The organism is Bradyrhizobium sp. OAE829, assembly GCF_040546575.1.
Lineage (GTDB): Bacteria > Pseudomonadota > Alphaproteobacteria > Rhizobiales > Xanthobacteraceae > Bradyrhizobium.
Genome location: NZ_JBEPOE010000001.1, coordinates 7,611,964 through 7,629,225, shown reverse-complemented (window position 1 = coordinate 7,629,225; position 17,262 = coordinate 7,611,964). Strand labels below are relative to the sequence as shown.

General features: G+C 62.8%; 16 protein-coding genes. 10 read left to right on the top strand and 6 right to left on the bottom strand.

Features of this window, described 5'->3' with window-relative positions; all coding sequences use genetic code 11:
* Positions 1 to 78 precede the first annotated feature (78 nt).
* A complete protein-coding gene (locus ABIE49_RS36155; protein WP_192734587.1) occupies positions 79 to 882 on the top strand; it encodes an enoyl-CoA hydratase/isomerase family protein in 804 nt (267 codons plus the stop codon).
* Positions 883 to 884: 2 nt separating this feature from the next.
* Here ABIE49_RS36155 and ABIE49_RS36150 read toward each other — a convergent pair whose 3' ends face one another.
* Entirely contained in the window at positions 885 to 1,685 is an 801-nt protein-coding gene (locus tag ABIE49_RS36150; RefSeq protein WP_192734586.1) for an enoyl-CoA hydratase/isomerase family protein, read from the bottom strand.
* An 83-nt stretch (positions 1,686 to 1,768) separates the two neighbouring features.
* Complete coding sequence (locus ABIE49_RS36145; protein ID WP_192734585.1) at positions 1,769 to 2,650, bottom strand: SDR family oxidoreductase; 882 nt, start codon at positions 2,648 to 2,650, stop codon at positions 1,769 to 1,771.
* Positions 2,651 to 2,954: 304 nt separating this feature from the next.
* On the opposite strand from ABIE49_RS36145, the gene ABIE49_RS36140 reads away from it, so the two are divergent.
* Entirely contained in the window at positions 2,955 to 3,473 is a 519-nt protein-coding gene (locus ABIE49_RS36140) for a MarR family winged helix-turn-helix transcriptional regulator (RefSeq protein ID WP_192734584.1), read from the top strand.
* Between the two features lie 60 nt (positions 3,474 to 3,533).
* Here ABIE49_RS36140 and ABIE49_RS36135 read toward each other — a convergent pair whose 3' ends face one another.
* Both ABIE49_RS36135 and ABIE49_RS36130 read right to left on the bottom strand, forming a co-directional pair.
* Positions 3,534 to 4,436, bottom strand: a complete 903-nt coding sequence (locus ABIE49_RS36135; protein ID WP_192734583.1) for an SDR family oxidoreductase — start codon at positions 4,434 to 4,436, stop codon at positions 3,534 to 3,536.
* 102 nt (positions 4,437 to 4,538) lie between these two features.
* The gene (locus ABIE49_RS36130; protein ID WP_192734582.1) at positions 4,539 to 5,510 is read right to left on the bottom strand and encodes a Bug family tripartite tricarboxylate transporter substrate binding protein; all 972 of its coding nucleotides are present in this window, start codon (positions 5,508 to 5,510) and stop codon (positions 4,539 to 4,541) included.
* A 181-nt stretch (positions 5,511 to 5,691) separates the two neighbouring features.
* On the opposite strand from ABIE49_RS36130, the gene ABIE49_RS36125 reads away from it, so the two are divergent.
* Entirely contained in the window at positions 5,692 to 6,702 is a 1,011-nt protein-coding gene (locus tag ABIE49_RS36125; RefSeq protein ID WP_192734581.1) for an NADP-dependent oxidoreductase, read from the top strand.
* 154 nt (positions 6,703 to 6,856) lie between these two features.
* On the opposite strand, the gene ABIE49_RS36120 is transcribed toward ABIE49_RS36125, so the two are convergent.
* Both ABIE49_RS36120 and ABIE49_RS36115 read right to left on the bottom strand, forming a co-directional pair.
* Positions 6,857 to 7,234: a carboxymuconolactone decarboxylase family protein gene (locus ABIE49_RS36120; RefSeq protein ID WP_192734580.1), complete on the bottom strand. Its 378-nt coding sequence runs from the start codon at positions 7,232 to 7,234 to the stop codon at positions 6,857 to 6,859.
* Positions 7,235 to 7,282: 48 nt separating this feature from the next.
* Positions 7,283 to 8,626: an MmgE/PrpD family protein gene (locus tag ABIE49_RS36115; RefSeq protein ID WP_192734579.1), complete on the bottom strand. Its 1,344-nt coding sequence runs from the start codon at positions 8,624 to 8,626 to the stop codon at positions 7,283 to 7,285.
* 147 nt (positions 8,627 to 8,773) lie between these two features.
* On the opposite strand from ABIE49_RS36115, the gene ABIE49_RS36110 reads away from it, so the two are divergent.
* The 7 genes from ABIE49_RS36110 (at position 8,774) to ABIE49_RS36080 (ending at position 17,248) form a co-directional block, all read left to right on the top strand.
* Positions 8,774 to 9,703 (top strand): NAD(P)-dependent oxidoreductase, encoded by a 930-nt coding sequence (locus ABIE49_RS36110; RefSeq protein ID WP_354067151.1) that lies wholly within the window; start codon positions 8,774 to 8,776, stop codon positions 9,701 to 9,703.
* Positions 9,704 to 9,730: 27 nt separating this feature from the next.
* The gene (locus ABIE49_RS36105) at positions 9,731 to 11,128 is read left to right on the top strand and encodes an MmgE/PrpD family protein (RefSeq protein ID WP_192734577.1); all 1,398 of its coding nucleotides are present in this window, start codon (positions 9,731 to 9,733) and stop codon (positions 11,126 to 11,128) included.
* Between the two features lie 115 nt (positions 11,129 to 11,243).
* Positions 11,244 to 12,194, top strand: coding sequence for a branched-chain amino acid ABC transporter permease (locus tag ABIE49_RS36100; protein ID WP_354067150.1), 951 nt, complete (start codon positions 11,244 to 11,246; stop codon positions 12,192 to 12,194).
* The gene (locus ABIE49_RS36095) at positions 12,191 to 13,981 is read left to right on the top strand and encodes a branched-chain amino acid ABC transporter ATP-binding protein/permease (protein WP_192734576.1); all 1,791 of its coding nucleotides are present in this window, start codon (positions 12,191 to 12,193) and stop codon (positions 13,979 to 13,981) included. Before ABIE49_RS36100 ends, ABIE49_RS36095 begins: the two co-directional genes overlap by 4 nt.
* A complete protein-coding gene (locus ABIE49_RS36090; RefSeq protein WP_192734575.1) occupies positions 13,968 to 14,675 on the top strand; it encodes an ABC transporter ATP-binding protein in 708 nt (235 codons plus the stop codon). The genes ABIE49_RS36095 and ABIE49_RS36090 overlap by 14 nt, the downstream gene beginning before the upstream one ends.
* A 134-nt stretch (positions 14,676 to 14,809) precedes the next feature.
* Positions 14,810 to 15,973: an ABC transporter substrate-binding protein gene (locus ABIE49_RS36085; protein WP_502916011.1), complete on the top strand. Its 1,164-nt coding sequence runs from the start codon at positions 14,810 to 14,812 to the stop codon at positions 15,971 to 15,973.
* Between the two features lie 39 nt (positions 15,974 to 16,012).
* On the top strand, positions 16,013 to 17,248 hold the full coding sequence (locus tag ABIE49_RS36080) for an ABC transporter substrate-binding protein (RefSeq protein ID WP_192734574.1): 1,236 nt from the start codon (positions 16,013 to 16,015) through the stop codon (positions 17,246 to 17,248).
* Positions 17,249 to 17,262 lie beyond the last annotated feature (14 nt).

The following is a 17,262-nucleotide window of genomic DNA, read 5'->3' as shown; positions in this document are numbered from 1 at the left end:
TGGAACAATCGGCCGCTTATGGCCATCCACACCGCACCGTGACATCCTGCTGTCCCGGCGCGAATGGAAACGCACGACATGGACAAATTCACGACCATCACCGTCGAAGCGCGCGACGCCATCGAGATTCTTTCCCTAAATCGGCCGGATGCCCTCAATGCGGTGACACCAGCGATGGCCGACGAGCTGATCTCGTACTTTTCGGGGCTGCACGATCGCCTGAGCACGCGCATCGTGATCTTCCGCGGTAATGGGCGGGCGTTTTGCGCCGGGGCCGAACTCGGCTCGGATGCCTTCGCCGCACCCGGTGCGGGCCGTCCGCAGCGGCAGCTCGACATGCAGCAGCGCTATTCGCGGATCATCCGACTGATGCGAAGCTGCCCGCAACCGATCGTCGCACTTGTTCAGGGCGCGGCATGCGGCGCCGGGTTTTCCTTGCTGCTGGCCTCCGATATCAGATTTGCGACGCCGGCAGCGCGGATGAACGCCGCCTACATACGCGTCGGCGTCGGCGGCTGCGACATGGGATCCGGCTACCTGTTGCCGCGGCTGATCGGCCTCTCCGTGGCGTCGGAATTGTTGCTGACCGGACGGTTTCTTGGCGCCGATCGGGCCAAGGCTGTGGGGTTGGTCAGCGACGTCGTTGCCGACGACAAATTGCTCGAGACCGGCCTCGCTTTCGCCGCGGAAATGGCCCGCGCCTCGCCGATGGGTTTGCGCCTGACCAAGCAAACGCTGAACGCGCTGATCGACGCACCCGGCATCGATGCCGCGCTGATGATCGAAGACCGTCAGCAGGTGATGCTGCTCGAAACCAGCGACCACCAGGAGGCCGTCGCGGCATTTCGAGAGAAGCGCGACCCGAACTACAGGGATCAATAAACCTATCTTCCGGCAAATGTCGGTTTACGCTTCTCCCTGAAGGCCTTTACGCCCTCCTGGGCGTCCGCCGTTCGCGAGATCGCCGCCAGCGTTTGCGCCTCGTCTTCCAACTGGCTTTCAATGGAGCGGTTGAGCGTCTGCAGGAACAGGCGCTTGATCCCGCCATAGGCTTCAGTGGGACCTGCCGCCAGCTCACGCGCGATCTTCTCGGCCTCGGCTACGACCGCGTCATCATTCACGACATAGTCGACCAGTCCAGCCGCCAGTGCGGAGTCGGCATCCATCGTCTCCGCCAACAGGAAGAACCGGCGGGCGCGGGCGACGCCGATGCGCCTTGTCACCGTCGTGGTCGAGCCGCTGTCGGGCGTGAAGCCGATCCTGGCGAATGCGGACGAAATGCGCGCCGATTTGCCGATCACCACCAGATCGCCCGCGGCCATCAGCGAGACGCTGCCGCCCGCCACATTGCCTTGCACGGCCACGACAACAGGCGCACGCATGCGGACCATCCGCACAATGGCGGCATGCAGATCCGCCGTCCACGATTTGATCGTCACGGGCAACGCGGCGCCACGGGAGGCGAGCGCTGCGAGATCGCCGCCGACACTGAACAGCCTTCCGCGCGCGGAAATCAGCACCGACCGCACATCGTCGCGCTCGCTGAGTTCCGCCATGCAAAGGTTGAATTCGCGGCAGAAGTCGCCGTCGATGGGGTTGCCGCGCTCGGGCTGATTAAGAACGATATGCGCAAGGCCGCCGTCGATCGTGCATTCGAAGCTGGTGGTAGCGATTGCCAGACCCATTGCGTCTCTCCCGGGCGTTCGGACCTTGTTGGAAATGCATTCGAGGCGGCCGGCATAGACGGCTTTTCGTCGCCGCCCTGGCGTCAGGCCGACCGGCCTTCCTTTTCCTTGCGCGTGGAGGCTTGAATGGCCTCGCGCGCCCGCTGCCAATCGTCAGACGAAAGCTTCGAGAGGCCGGCGAACGTGCTTGGCGCCGCCAGATGATGCCCGCCGTCGATGCTGATGGTGTCTCCGGTGATGTAGCTGCAGCCATCCGACATCAGGAAGATCATGAGATTGCGCAGCTCATCCATCTTGCCGAACCGCCGCAGCGGAACTTCGTCTGCCTGGGTCGCGCCCACGCCGGTCTCCGCCAGCGGATTGAGCTTGTCCCAGGCATTCTCGGTCGGAAACGGACCGGGTGCCACCGCGTTGACACGGATGCCCTTCGGTCCCCATTCGACCGCAAGCGACATCGTCATCGCATGGACCGCGGCCTTGGCCATCGCGGCCGGCACCACATAGGCCGATCCGGTCCAGACCCAGGTGACGAGATTGCTGATGATCACGCCGGGAAGCCCTGCGGCAATCCAGCGTCTGCCGCAGCCCTGCGCCGCGTAGAACGAGCCGTCCATGATGGTCGACCTGATCGCCTCGTAGCCGCGTGGCGACAACGTCTCGGTCGGCGCCAGGAAATTGGCGCCGGCGTTGTTCAGGAGGCCCGTGAGAGGTCCGGTGGCCCAGATTTCCGCCATCATCTTTTCAATGCTGTCGGGATCGCGAACGTTGGCGACCAGCGCCTCGGCCTGCCCGCCCGATCGGCTGCGAATTTCGCCCGCCGCCTGTTCGAGAATTTCCGGCCGGCGGCCGCAGATGAAGACATGGGCGCCGTGCGCGGCAAAGCCCAAGGAAATCTCCTTGCCGAGCCCCGTGCCGCCGCCGGTCACGAGGATGCGCTTTCCCTTGAGGACGTCACGGCTGAACATGAACGGAAAACCCCGCTATTCGAAGCTTACATCACAGCCGAGCCAGGCCGCCAAGCCAAATTAATACACTAATGTACTTCATATGTAAATCGCGATCGTTCCGACTCTAGGATGTCCCCGGGAGCTCAATCCGGCTCAATTCCCAGCAAATAGAGCCGATTCCTGGGGATACGCACGGCCAGGAATCGCCGCGGACGGGTTCGCCGGGGCGCGTTCCTTTTAAAATACGCTTGTGTATGATATCAGTTGAATCGCCGGTGATGGACACGCAATCGGTATCAGCTTCTGACGAGGAAAAAATCGAATGGTCGACCGGCCCGACTGGGATCTCCGACTAGGCTACCTCATCCACGACGTTTCCCGGTTGCGCCGGATGATGTTCGATCGCGCCCTCGCGCCACTCGGCATCACGCGGTCGCAATGGTGGGTGCTTGCCTTCATCTCGCGCAAAGACGGGCTGCCGCAGACTCAGCTCGCCAATGAGCTCGACGTTGGCAAGGTCGGCGTGGGAGCGCTGATCGATCGTCTGGAGTCTTCCGGCTTCGTGCTTCGGCAGGCGGACCCGGTCGACCGCCGCGTCAAGCGCGTCTTCGTCACCAAGCAGGCGCGCGGCTTCCTGGAAAAACTTCGCAAGGAGACCGACAAGTTCAATGCCCAGCTCACCCAGGGGATTGACCGCAAGGCATTGGAAGCGGCGTCGGACGCATTGCTGGCGATGAAGCACAATCTGCTCGCGATGTCCGACGGAAGCGCCCTGCCGGATGAGGGCGAAGAGGACGTCGGCAAGAAGAGCAAACCGCGAAAGAGCAGGAAAGCGGCCTAGCCGCTGATCCTCCTTGCTCGCTGAGCAGATCGCATCGATCGTTAGCGATGCGGTGGCGCTCTATGACACGATGTCTCGCCCCCAAATATCGGCATTGGGGCGAGCCTGCTTCAGCAATTCGGCAACCTTTGAGCCCAGCTCATTGGGATCCTCGACCGGCTCTATCCCCGGCCCCGCGTGCCAGCCTTCGGCAATTTTGAGAATGCCATCACCCGCTTCAAACACGCGGCCTGTAACGTCGCGGGATTCCTCGCTGGCCAGCCAGACGACGATCGGCGCGACCCAGCGCGGATTGCGCCGCTTGATCTCTTCCTCAGTGCGCTCCCGCAATCCTTCTGTCATCCGGGTCTGCGCCCGCGGCGCGATGGCGTTGACGGTTATTCCATACTGCCGGAGTTCGGTCGCGCTGATGATGGTGAACGCGGCGATGCCCGCCTTCGCCGCCCCGTAATTGCTCTGGCCGACATTGCCGAACAGGCCCGACGCGGAAGACGTATTGATCAGGCGCGCGCTCACCGGGGAACCGCACCGCTTGGCCTCCTGACGCCAGTATTGCGCCGCATGATGCGAAGGCGCGAACGTCCCCTTCAAATGCACCTTGATGACGCTGTCCCATTCCGGCTCCGTCATGTTGACCATCATGCGGTCCCGCAGAATACCGGCATTGTTGATCAGGACGTCGAGGCGTCCGAATGTCCCAACCGCTTCGTCGATCAGCGCCTTCGCGCCGCCCCAGTCGCTGACGTCGTTGCCGTTCACGATGGCCTCGCCACCGGCGTTCGTGATCGCTTCGACAACCGACTGGGCCGGCGTCAGGTCGGCGCCCTCGCCGGCCGCGGTGGCGCCGAGATCGTTGACGACGACCTTCGCCCCCTGCTCGGCCAGCATCAGCGCGTATTCGCGCCCGAGGCCGCGGCCCGCACCCGTCACGATCGCAACACGTCCCGCACACAGATTTCCCATTTTCATTGTTCCCAGACCACATCGTTTCACTGACACATACATTCAGGGGACTCGCCATCGCCGCGGCGCCATTTGCACACGCCGACGAACAGCCGAGCGCGTTCACTTCTTCTCGATCTTCGCGGTCGCGACAATCTCGGCCCAGCGCCTGGTATCCGCTTCCTGAAAGGCTCCGAGCTCCTGCGGCGTCGAGGGAAATGGCGTCGCGCCGATCGTGGTCAGGTACTTTTTCGCCTCAGCGCTGTTGACGAAGCCGGTGACCAGAGTGTTGAGCCTTGCGATGATTTCGGTTGGCGTCTTTGCCCGGACGAAGACGCCAACCCAGGCCGTCAATTCGTAACCCGGCAATCCGCTTTCCGCGATGGTGGGTAGCTCCGGCATCGTCTCCAACCGCTTCGCACTGGTCACGGCCAGCGCCCGCAACTTGCCGTCCTGTACCAGGCCTTGCGCGCTCGCGGGATCAGCGAAGACACAATCGATCTGCCCGCCCATCACGTCCGTCAAGGCCTGCGGCATGCCGCGATACGGCACGTGCTGCATTTCGATGGCCTGACGATATCTGAATAGCTCGGCCGCGCCCCTGCTCGATGTATTGCCGCTGCCAAAGGACAAGGGTTTCTCGCGCTTCTTCGCCAGCGCGACGAATTCGGTAACGGTCCTGGCCGGGAAATCAGCCTTTACCGTCAGCATCATCGGTATCGTCATGATACCGGCGACCGGCGCGAAGTCCGCTTTGGGATCGTAAGGCAATGAATGGAACAGGCTGATGTTCGCCGCCTGCGTCGAATTCGTCGTCACGAATGCCGTGTAGCCGTCGGGCTCCGCCTTCAGGACCGTGAGCGCGGCAAGATTGCCGTCGGCACCCGGCTTGTTCTCGACCACAACGGTGGCGTTGGTCGTTGCACGAATGCTTTCCGCCAAGTGGCGCGTTACGCTGTCGGTCGCGCTGCCGGGCGGGAATGGAACGATCAGGGTGATACGCTGCGAGGGATAGGGTTCCGCAGCAGCCGCCGGGAAGCAAGCAGCCAAGAGAAGTACGACGGCAGCGATAGCCCGCGTAGAATTGGCCCTCAAGCTGTCTCTCCCCTGTTGGCGTTTGGGCGGCATCGCCTTCCGGATCGGCCTCGACATATGGGCCTTGTCCGATATAGTACACATACGTACTATCTTTGCGGACTAATGCAAGCGGATCGGTGCGGCCAATCAGCTCGTCGCGTTCGCGCATCGCATACCCTGCCAACAGGAACCGTCGGCCATGAAGAGCAATCGCAATCGTCAGGTCATCCTGAAATCCCGGCCGGCCGATATTCCCCAGGCCGATAATTTCGAGATCATCGAGTCCGACGTTCCCGATCTGCGGGACGGGCAAATCCTGGTGCAGAACCTTTATCTTTCGGTCGAACCTGCCATGCGCGGCTGGGTCAGCAATGTCGCCAATTATTCGGAGCCGGTACGCATCGGCGAAGTGATGCGCTCATTCGCCGCCGGCGAGGTGCTGCAATCGGCACATCCCGACTTCAAGCCGGGCGACAAAGTGATGGGCATGTTCGGATGGCAGGAGTTCGCCGTCGTCGGACCTGCCGCCGTCACACGAAAGATCGCGGAAGAAGGACTGCCGCTTTCGCTCTCGCTCGGCGTCACCGGTCTCAACGGCATCACTGCTTATTTCGGGCTGCTGGACGTTGGCCAGCCCCGCCCCGGCGACACCGTTGTGGTGTCGACCGCGGCCGGCGCGGTGGGCTCGGCAGTCGGACAGATCGCGAAACTCTCAGGCTGCCGGACGGTCGGGATTGCCGGCGGGCCGGCGAAGGTCGCCCAATGCCGCGAGCTGTTCGGCTACGACGCGGCGATCGATTACAAGAGCGACAGTCTGGAGACCGCGCTTGCCACAGCCTGCCCGGCTGGTGTCGACCTCTATTTCGACAACACCGGTGGCGCTATCAGCGACATCGTGCTTCGCCATCTCGCCGTCGGCGCGCGCGTGGTGATTTGCGGAACCGCTTCCGTGTCGAGCTGGAACCCTTGGCCCAACGGTCCACGCGCCGAGCGTCATTTGCTGGTCAAACGCGCACGCATGCAGGGTTTCGTCATCTTCGACTACGCGCCCCGGTTCGAAGAGGCCGTTACCCGGCTGGCCCAGTGGATCCGCGATGGACGACTGCGCTATTCCGAAGACGTGCTCGAAGGCATCGAACACGCGCCGGGAGCGATTGCCGGTCTTTATCGCGGCGAGAACACCGGCAAGCGGCTGATCAGCATTCGCTGAGTCAATCATGGGCAAAGTTGGGCTGTGTCCAGCATCCCTGGTCCGACGAAATCATACTCAGTGGGCGCTGAGAATGTCGCGGTACCTGAACGGCAAACCGCGACATGATCTCTTGCCCGTTATGATTGAAGATGAAGCCGCCCCGACGGCCGCGTCATTGCTCTTCCACTTCCTTGAAGGCCTCCCGCGCGTTTCGGAAGGCATCGATTCCCGAAGGGATGCCGCAATAGACGGCGACCTGGAGCAGGATCTCCTTGATCTCGTCCTTGGTGAGCCCATTCACGAGGGCCCCTTTTACGTGCAGCTTCAGTTCGTGGGGACGACCCAGCGCACCGAGCATGGCCAGGTTGACGATGCTGCGGGTGCGGCGGTCCAGACCCGGCCGCGTCCACAATGCACCCCAGCAAAATTCAGTCGACCATTCCGCCATCGTCCGGGTGAATTCGTCGGCGCCTGCAATGGATTTGTTGACGTAGTCCTCGCCTAGCACTTCCTTGCGAACCTTCAGGCCCTTGTCGAACAATTCAGTCATTGTTAGTTCCTTCCATTGTTTGAGAACTGTTTTTCGAGGCGGCGCGGCTCAGCCGTGCGCCCTCATCAGGCTTGAGACGTCCGCAAGCTCGTCGAGACGCCAGACACCATCGATGACGCGATCTATATCCCAATCGGTCCCCCCCAGCCGTGCACAATCGCGCAATTTTGCTTCGATATCCCGATCCGACAGCGGGTCGGCAAGACTACCCCTCGCTTGCATCACGATCTCGCTGAGCGTTTCTCCCGACGTCAGTCGGATCATGACACGCGTGGCACCATCCGGAAGCGAAGTGTCAAGCTCAGCCCGCACCTTCTGGCGCAGGGATACGATGTCGGGCCGAAATACGGTCGCGTCCGCGAACTCGGTGACGCCGGCCGCCCCCAGCAGCAGCGCGCAGGCAGCGCAGTGATGGATGCTGACCCGCGCGTCGCGTTCGTTGCGAACAGGCCGATCGCCGCGCGCGAGCAGCAGCGCCGAGCCCTGCACCATAATGGAGGCGATATCATCGATGCGTCCGCCCAGCTTCGCCCGCAAAGTGAAGCAGGCGTCGATCACGGCATGAAACACGATGCCCGCCGGATAGGGCTTGTAGGTGTTCTTGGCGATTTCCCAGGTCTTGCCGAGGCTGCCGGTCAATCGCCCAAGATCAGGCTCGTCTCCCATGGCGCGGGCCCAACCGAGCGGCCCTTCAATGGCCCATGGCGATGCGGAATAGCCTTCGGCCGCAAGCAATGCCGCGAACAGGCCGTTGCGCGCCGCGTTGCCGACGCTGACATTCTTCGCGGCGCTCGGGAGATTCTCGATGATCCCCGCCGACTGGCTGGCGGCAATTCCGATCGCATTTGAAATCTGGTCCGCCGGAAGCCCAAGCAGTTTCGCGCAGGCTGCGGCAGCACCGAATACCCCGCAAGTCGAGGTGATGTGCCAGCCGCGCGCGTAATGTCCAGGAGACACCGCGTTGCCGATGCGGCATTCGACCTCCACGCCGAGAATGAATGCCGTGAGAACAGCCTGTCCCGAAAATCCCCGCGCCTGCGCCAATGCCAGCACCGGCGCAGCGACGGGCGCCGCCGGATGAATGATGGTGTCCAGATGGGTATCGTCAAAATCGAGCAGATTGGCCGAAACCGCGTTGACGAACGACGCAGCCAGCGCATCGAGCCGTTCCGAACGGCCGATGACCGCGGATGTCGCAGCGCCACTGAACGGCAACAACGTGCGCAACGCGGCAGTGACGGCAGGATCATTCGCCGACCCCAGCGCGGTCGCGAAGAAGTTCAGGATCGAGCGTTTCGCTTCGTGACTTTGCGCGGCGACATCCGCCCACACCGTGCCGGCAACGAAATCCGCGAATGTCGTGCCGGCGCCTTGCGCTTCATCTTGCCGCACTGAGCAAATTCCTCGGTCCTTGTTTTTCCGACCCTATTCCGGCGCGACGTCGCCTGTCGACCAAAATCTTATGCTTGACAGATTGACTGACAATCTTGAAATTCGGCGAAACGCGACCGGGGAACCCTGGCGCGGCAAGAATCAAGGATGCGCCCGGGCTTGGGGCGCGACAGGGAGCGAACCATGGCAGCGGAAACAATCGGCTTTGTCGGAACGGGCCGCATGGGCGGACCGATGGCCGGGCGCCTGCTCGACGCCGGCTACTCGCTATGTATTTACGATTCGCAGAGCGAGGCGACCAATGCGCTGGTTGCGCGCGGCGCGCGGCTGGCGAAATCGCCTGCCGAAGTCGCATCGAGCGCCGATATCGTGCTGTGCAGCCTGCCGACCCCCGACATCGTCAAGGCGGTTGCGCTGGGGCCCGATGGAATCGTTGCCGGAAACCGCGCCACGGTGCTGATCGACCTGTCCACCACCGGACCCGGCGCAGCCAAGTTGATCGCGAAGGGATTTGAAGCGAGGAACCTGACCCTGGTCGACGCGCCTGTCAGCGGCGGCATCAAGGGCGCGGTGAACGGCACGCTCGCGGTGATGGTGTCCTGCCCGAAGGCGACATATGACCGGGTTGAGCCGATCCTGAAACATTTCGGAAAGCTGTTTTACACCGGCGACAAGCCGGGTACCGCGCAGACCGCGAAACTCGCAAACAATCTGATGGCGGCTGCGGCTCTGGTGATTACCTCCGAAGCGGTGGCGATGGGCGTCAAGGGCGGCGTCAATGCCAAGGTGCTGATCGACATCATCAACGCCAGCAGCGGGCGCAACAGCGCCTCCGAGGACAAGTTTCCTCGCGCCGTGCTTCCCGGCACCTTCGATTTCGGATTTACCACCGGCCTCTCCTACAAGGATGTCCGGCTGTGCGTCGATGAAGCCGAGGCCATGGGTGTTCCGATGGTCTGCGGCTCGGTGGTCCGGCAGATGCTCGCGATTACCAATGCAAAATACGGCGCATCATCTGACTTCACTTCGATCGCGAAAGTGCTTGAGGAATGGGCCGGCGTCGAAATGCGCGGCTAGACGGCCGGCGCGCGAGGGGCGATTGCCATGACGATCGGATCGACCGGACCAGGCGAGGTTTCGTTGGCGCGAGCGCTGACGCGCGCCGCGCTTGCGGTCGACCCCGTCCGTTTCGACACTGAAGTCATCGCCAAGGCAAAAATTTGCCTCCTCGATTTTCTCTCCTGCGCCTTCGAGGCACGCAATCACCCGTGGAGCCGCCAGGCGATCGGTATCGCGCGCGAGGTCAAGGACGGCGCAACCGTCATCGGCACCCGAACCCTCGCCTCACCGGGCGACGCGGCCTTCGCCAACGCCACCATGGGCCACGGCCTGGTGCGCGAAGACATGCACGCCGCCAGCATCTGCCACCATGGCGTGGTGATCTGGCCGATCCTGCTGGCATTGTCGGAACGAACGCCGATATCCGGCGCGACCTTCCTTGGCGCCGCGATCATCGGTTATGAGGCCGGCGCTCAGATCGGCCGCGCGCTCTTTACCGCCGATCTGGCCCGCCTCTACCGGCCGACCGGTCTTGTTACGCCACTCGGCGCGGCGTTAGCGGGAAGCTATGCCCTGGGCCTTGCCGAAGATGCCGCAACCAGCGCAATTGCCATTGCCGCCAACACCTCGTCCGGCCTGAACGAATGGCCGCGCGCCGGCGGCTCCGAAATGTATTTCCATCCCGGTTTTGCGGCGCGTAACGCAATTGCGGCGATCGAACTGGCCGAAGCCGGCGCCCTTGCCTCGGAAACGATCCTTGAGGGCGAAGCCGGATTGTTCGCCGCCTTCGGCCGCCGGCCCGCCCCCGACGATATCCGTTTGTTCACCGGCGCCGAGCCGGAAATCATGGCCGTCTACAACAAGCCGGCTCCCGCCTGCAATTTTGCACAAACCGCGGCGCAGACAGCCCTGCGCGCCGCGCGCGAACTCGGATCATCGGACGACATCGCGACCGTTGCCATTCGGGTGCCGGAAGCCGCGGCCCGTTACCCCGGCTGCGATTCGAAAGGGCCATTTAACAACGCGCTGCAGGCCAAGATGAGCATTCCCTTCAGCGTCGCCGCCGTGCTGGCGCGCGGTGCGCTCGAAGAGGAAAATTACGCTGACATCGACGATCCCCGGATATTGCGCCTGATCGAGCGGACCGAACTGCAAAGCGCGCCTGATCTCACCGCCGCATTCCCCGCCAACCAGGGCGCCGAGGTCCTTGTTGGCCTTCGCAATGGAAAGACCATCCACCACCGCCTCGACAACGTGATCGCGGCCACACCGGACGAAATCCGCAGCCGCTTTCGGCGCGCTGCTTCCGACGTCATCGGCGACAAGCCCGCCCTGCATCTCGAAGAGCTGGTGGACAATTGCACATCGCTTTCGGACAGCCGCCTCGTCGCCGCCCGGTGCAGGCTTGAACCGATAGAGCAACGGCTGCGGCCAGCATCATGATCGATAACGAAATACGGAAAATGGGGGACACAATGTTCAAACCGGGAATGGCCAAAACAGCCACAGCGATAGCTGGCGCGAAACACGGGTCCTCCCTTCCCGCACGAGGTTCGCAGTGACCCAGGCACTGGAAGGTTTCCTGCAAGCGTTGTCCGCCGGACTCCTGATCGGCGCGGTCTACGGGCTGATGTGCGTCGGCCTCGGGCTGATCTTCGGCGTCATGCGCGTGATCAATTTCGCCCAGGGCGATTTCATGATGCTCGGCATGTATGCCGCGTTCTATTTCTTCACCGCGTTCGGCGTGCAGGCCGCGTTCGGCAACACTTTCGGGCCGTTCGTCGCGATCCTGCTGGCCGGCCCGGTGCTGGCCGTGTTCGGCTACTTCGTTCACCTTACCCTGATCTCGCGCGTATCAGGCATGCGTACCTCCTCGCTCGAGGGAGAAGGTCACTATGCCCAGCTTATCCTGACGCTCGGAATCGCGCTGATCCTGCAGAATGGCGGCCTGCTCGTGTTCGGCTCGGTATTGGCGTCGATCCGGACACCGCTGTCGAGCTCGGCGTGGGAGCTCGGACCGATGCTTTACGACGTCAGCGTCTTCATCAACAAGGCGCGCGGGATCGACGCCGTCGTTTCGCTGGTGACGATGCTGCTGCTGACGCTCATGATCACGCGATCGCGGATCGGAAAATCGCTGCGCGCCGCCGCCGATAATCCCACCGCGGCAACCTACATGGGCATCGACGTCGACCGCGCGCACCGCATCGCCTTCGCGCTCGGCACCGGAATCACCGCGATTGCCGGCGGCCTGCTCGCCACCAATTATCCATTCCATCCCTTTGTCGGTGTCGAGTACGTCATCGTCATGTATGCCGGCGTCGTGCTCGGCGGGATGGGCAGCCTCATCGGCGCCTTCTGGGGCGGCATGACGATCGGCCTGGTCCAGCAGATGTCGACGCTGATCCTGCCGACGCAATTGCAGAATGCTGCGATCTTCGTCGTGTTCCTGCTGATCATTTTCTTCCGTCCGCAAGGCTTCTTCGGGCGCATGGTCGAGAGGACATGACCATGCGCGGATGGCGATCGCTGCTGCCTATCCTTGTCTTCACCGCGCTCTATGCCGCGGTGTCGCTGAGCGTGACCAATTCCTACTACCAGCTGGTGATGACGCTGGTTCCTGTCTGGGCGATCTTCGGCCTGTCGTGGAACCTGCTGAGCGGATACACCGGGCTGATCTCGTTCGGGCACGCCGCCTTCTTCGGCGTCGGCGCCTATACGGTCGTGCTCTGCCAGATCCATTTCGATCTGTCGCCGTGGGTGACGATCCCCATCGCGGCCGTTCTCGGCGGTATCGCCGGATTGCTGATCGGCTTTCCGACTTTCCGCCTGCAGGGGCACTACTTCGCATTGGCGATGCTCGCCTACCCGCTCGCCATCCTCTACGTGTTCGAATGGCTCGGCCTGCAGGAAGTCACGCTGCCCATCAAGCGCGACAATCCGATCGCCTATATGCAGTTCGCCGATCATCGGCTCTACACGTTACTGGCGCTGGCGATGATGCTCGGCACCATCCTGCTGACGCGTGCGGTCGAACGGTCGCGCTTCGGCATGGCGCTGCTTGCGATCAAGCAGAATGAGGCCGCCGCGGAAGCCGCAGGGATCAACACGCTGGCCTGGAAACTCCGCGCAGTCACGCTCAGCGGAGCCATCGCCGGAGCGGTCGGCGGATTTTACGCTGTCGTGTTGCTGGTGGTGACCCCGCAATCCGTGTTCGGCATGCTGGTGTCGGCACAGGCGCTGACGGTCGCCATGTTCGGCGGAGTTGGAACGGTCTGGGGACCGGTGATCGGATCGGTGATCCTGATCCCATTGGCCGAGACGCTCAATGCCGAAGCAGGCTCGCGCTTTCCCGGCATTCAGGGGGTGATTTACGGCCTCGCTATCATATGCGTCATCCTGCTCGCGCCTGAGGGCCTGTTCTGGAAAGTGCGTGACTTCCTGCGCAAGCGGTCGGCGCCACCGGCAGCGGCAAAGCCGAGCGCGCCGGAGGCCCCGGTTGCGGCTGCCGCCCCCGCCGCACCGGCGCCAGCGCGGGCCAAACGCCCCACTGGGACGGGCGACGTCGTCCTCGAAGTCCGTAACCTGTCGCGTTCCTTCGGCGGGTTGAAGGCCGTGCAGGACGTCAGCTTCAAGCTACGGCAAAACGAGATCCTCGGAATCATCGGTCCCAACGGAGCCGGCAAGACCACGCTGTTCAACCTGCTGAACGGCTTCCTGAGGCCCGGTACCGGCGAGATTTTGCTCGACGGACGCGAGATGTCCGGCCGCAAGCCGCACGAACTCTGCGAGGCCGGCATCGGCCGCACCTTCCAGATCATGCGTCCGTTCCTGCGCATGTCGATATCGGACAACGTCGTGGTCGGGGCTTATGTGCGCGCCGGGACCGATGCCGAGGCCAGGAAACTGGCGGCCGATGCCATTGCCCGCGTCGGACTGTCCGAGATCGCCGAGCGCATCGCGGGCGAACTCACGACCAAGGAATTGCGACTGATGGAACTCGCCCGCGCGCTGGCCGGACAGCCACGTATCCTGCTGCTCGACGAGACGCTCGCAGGCCTCGGACATGACGAAGCCAACGAGGTCGTGGCTGTCATCCAGCGGCTCGCCCGCGACGGCATGACGATCGCGATCATCGAACACACGATGCAGGCGATGGTCCGGCTGGTCGACAGTTTCCTGGTGCTCGACCACGGTGCCGTGATCGTCGAGGGCGAACCGGAAGCGGTCACGCGCGACAGCCGCGTCATCGAGGCTTATCTCGGCAAAAAATGGGTGGCCCATGCTCCGAATTGATGGGCTGACCGCAGGCTATTCCGCGATTCCCGTGTTGAACGGCGTCTCGATCAAGGTTGACGAAGGCCAGTTCGTCGCGATCGTCGGACCGAACGGCGCCGGCAAGACCACGCTGTTCAAGACGATTTCCGGTATCGTGCAGCCGAGCGCGGGAACGATCACATTCGAAGATCACGACCTGCTGGCGATCCGGCCGTCGCAACGCGCGCATCTCGGCATCGCCCACGTCCCGGAAGGCCGACAGGTCTTTCCCTCGCTCACCGTGATGGAAAACCTCGAAATGGGCGCGATGACCGAAGCCGGGCAGCGCGACTGGAAACACAACATCGAGCGCATCTTCGAATGGCTGCCCATCCTGGCCGAGCGCCGCGGCCAGTTCGCGGGCACGCTCTCGGGCGGACAGCAGCAGATGCTGGCGATCGGCCGCGGGCTCGCGGGCTCGCCCAAGCTCCTGATGCTGGACGAGCCCTCGATGGGCCTTGCACCCACCATCGCCGATTTCATCTTCGAACGGTTGATCGAAATCCGCCGGCAATCCAACCTGACCATCCTGCTGGTCGAACAGCGTGTGGCGGAGGCGCTCGAATCCGCCGACCACGGCTACGTGCTCGAAGCCGGCCGCGTCGCACTCGAAGGCAACAACGAAACCTTGCGGGCGGACGACCGCATCCGCAAGGCCTATCTCGGCATGTAACCAACAACAACAACATTGGGAGGACGAAATTGGGCCAGGGCAAGATTGAGGGCAACGTCGCCGACAATATCTCGAAGACGTCGCTGACACGGCGAACCGTGCTGTCAGGCGCGGCCGCGATCGGCCTGTCGACGATGGCGCGCGCGCAAGCGCCGGCCGAGGTCAAGGTTGGCCTGATTGTGCCGCTATCTGGTATCTATACCCGCCCGGGCCAGGTCATGCGCATGGGCGCCGAGATGGGCATCGAGCACATCAACGCGCAAGGCGGCATCAAATCGCTCGGCGGCGCCAAGATGAAGCTCGTCGTGATCGATTGCGGCGACACCACCGAAAAGGCCAAGAACGCGGCGCAGCGCATGGTGGCGCAGGAGCCCGATCTGGTTGCGGCGACCGGCTCCTATCTGAGCTCCTTCACGCTGGCGGTGACTGAAGTCACCGAACGCGCCGAACTGCCTGTCCTGACGCTGTCTTACTCGGACCTGCTGACCGATCGCGGCTTCAAGTTCATTTTCCAGACCGCCGCACCCGCCAGCGTGCAATCGCAACTCGGCCTGCCCGAACTGATGAAGCTGGCGGAAAAGGCCGCCGGAAAGCGGCCGAAGACGGTAGCGATGCTGATGGACAATACGGCAACCTCGGTCGCTACTGCCAAAGCACTGAAAGAGAAACTCTTCGCGCAGGAAGGCCTTCAGCTCGTGGTCGAGGAAGTCTGGACACCGCCGCTTTCCGACGCCACGCCGCTGATCCAGAAGGTCAGGTCGGCCAGGCCAGACCTGCTGCTATTCATGCCGAACGCGATCTCCGACGCGAAGCTCGGCCTGGAGAAGATCAACGAGTTCGGCCTCGGACAAGGCAAGATTCCGACCGTCTCCTTCAGCATCACCATTGCCGAGCCGGACATGCTGCAAAGCGTCACCCCGGAAGTCGTCCAAGGCATCATGACGATCGTCGCCAATTGGGGCTGCAAAGGACACGAGGACATCATTGCCGAGCTCAAGGCCAAGTACAAAGAGCCCTGGGCGACGCAGAACGTCATCTCGACCTACGGCGACATGTGGCTGATGAAGGCTGCGCTTGAAAAGGCCGGCAAGGCCAACCGCCTCGCCGTCGCCGATGCGTTCCGCACCCTGGATGACGGACCCGCGAAATACTATCCCGGCGGCCAGTTGAAGTTCGACGAAAAGGGCCGCCGTGTCGGTGCCGGCGTCGTCATCGTGCAGTGGCAGAACGGCGTACCCGTGACCGTGTTCCCTTCCGACCTCGCTCAAGCGTCCCCGTTCTGGCCGAAGAAGTCCTGACCATCATGTCGTCAACAAAGATTTCAGGGAGGAATTGTCATGACAAGGAATACCCGATCTGCACTGACACGGCGTAGCTTACTCGCCGGCGCATCCGCCGGTCTGATCTCGTCTCGTGTATGGGCACAGCAAGCGTCCGAAGTGAAAGTCGGATTGCTGGTGCCGATCTCGGGCCTTTATGCGCGCCCCGGAGCCGTGATGCGCCACGGCGCCGAGATGGGGGTCGAGCACATCAATGCGCAGGGCGGCATCAAGTCGCTGGGTGGCGCCAAGCTCAAACTGGTGGTGCTCGATTCCGGTGACACCACTGAGAAGGCCAAGAACGCCGCGCAGCGGATGGTCGCCCAGGAAACCGACATGGTGGCCGCGAGCGGCGCTTACTTGAGTTCGTTCACGCTGGCCGTCACGGAAGTCACCGAGCGGGCCAATCTTCCGGTCCTCACCCTCTCCTACTCCGATCTCATCACGGACCGCGGCTTCAAATATGTGTTCCAAACCTCGGCAACGGCGGGATCGCAGGCAAGACAGGCATTGCCGCAAATCGTGAAGCTGGCGGAAACCGCTTCCGGCAAGAAGCCCAAGACTGTCGCGATCATCACCGACAACACCGCGGCATCGGTTTCTTCGGCAAAGGCGATGCGCGACGGCCTGCTCGCCGAAAACGGGCTGCAACTGATTGTCGATGAAACCTTTACGCCGCCGCTCGCCGACGCCACCCCGCTGGTTCAAAAAATCCGGTCGGCCAAACCTGATCTTCTGTTCTTCCTGCCGACGGTGATTTCCGACGCCAAACTCCTGCTCGAGAAGATGAACGAGTTCGGCCTCGGACAAGGCAAGATTCCGACCATCTCGTTCGGCATCGCCATTGCCGAACCCGACATGCTGCAGACCGTAAGCCCGGAATTGCTGCAGGGCCTGCTCACCTGCGTCGCCAGCTGGGGCGCCAAGGGCCACGAGACGCTGATTGCCGAACTCAAGACCCGCTACAAGGAACCATGGATGACGCAGAACGCAATCTCCACCTATGGCGACATGTGGGTGATCAAGGACGCGCTCGAGAAAGCCGGCAAGGCCGACCGCGTTGCGGTCGCCGACGCGCTGCGCACCATGGATGCCGGTCCTTCGAAATATTACCCGCTCGGCGAAATCAAGTTCGACGAAAAGGGCCGCCGCGTCGGCGCCGGGATGACCATCGTGCAGTGGCAATCCGGCGTACCGGTCACGGTGTTCCCGCCGCAACTGGCGCTGTCGCAGCCGTTCTGGCCGAAAAACTAGCAGAGGATTGGATA

Bases quoted from the DNA above. Each gene is read 5' to 3' on its own strand.
- ABIE49_RS36080 (WP_192734574.1), top strand. From the start codon at position 16,013: ATGACAAGGAATACCCGATCTGCACTGACACGGCGTAGCTTACTCGCC.
- ABIE49_RS36105 (WP_192734577.1), top strand. From the start codon at position 9,731: ATGACGATCGGATCGACCGGACCAGGCGAGGTTTCGTTGGCGCGAGCG.
- ABIE49_RS36090 (WP_192734575.1), top strand. From the start codon at position 13,968: ATGCTCCGAATTGATGGGCTGACCGCAGGCTATTCCGCGATTCCCGTG.
- ABIE49_RS36120 (WP_192734580.1), bottom strand. From the start codon at position 7,234: ATGACTGAATTGTTCGACAAGGGCCTGAAGGTTCGCAAGGAAGTGCTA.
- ABIE49_RS36140 (WP_192734584.1), top strand. From the start codon at position 2,955: ATGGTCGACCGGCCCGACTGGGATCTCCGACTAGGCTACCTCATCCAC.
- ABIE49_RS36135 (WP_192734583.1), bottom strand. From the start codon at position 4,436: ATGGGAAATCTGTGTGCGGGACGTGTTGCGATCGTGACGGGTGCGGGC.
- ABIE49_RS36145 (WP_192734585.1), bottom strand. From the start codon at position 2,650: ATGTTCAGCCGTGACGTCCTCAAGGGAAAGCGCATCCTCGTGACCGGC.
- ABIE49_RS36095 (WP_192734576.1), top strand. From the start codon at position 12,191: ATGACCATGCGCGGATGGCGATCGCTGCTGCCTATCCTTGTCTTCACC.
- ABIE49_RS36125 (WP_192734581.1), top strand. From the start codon at position 5,692: ATGAAGAGCAATCGCAATCGTCAGGTCATCCTGAAATCCCGGCCGGCC.
- ABIE49_RS36155 (WP_192734587.1), top strand. From the start codon at position 79: ATGGACAAATTCACGACCATCACCGTCGAAGCGCGCGACGCCATCGAG.
- ABIE49_RS36085 (WP_502916011.1), top strand. From the start codon at position 14,810: ATGGCGCGCGCGCAAGCGCCGGCCGAGGTCAAGGTTGGCCTGATTGTG.
- ABIE49_RS36150 (WP_192734586.1), bottom strand. From the start codon at position 1,685: ATGGGTCTGGCAATCGCTACCACCAGCTTCGAATGCACGATCGACGGC.
- ABIE49_RS36110 (WP_354067151.1), top strand. From the start codon at position 8,774: ATGCGCCCGGGCTTGGGGCGCGACAGGGAGCGAACCATGGCAGCGGAA.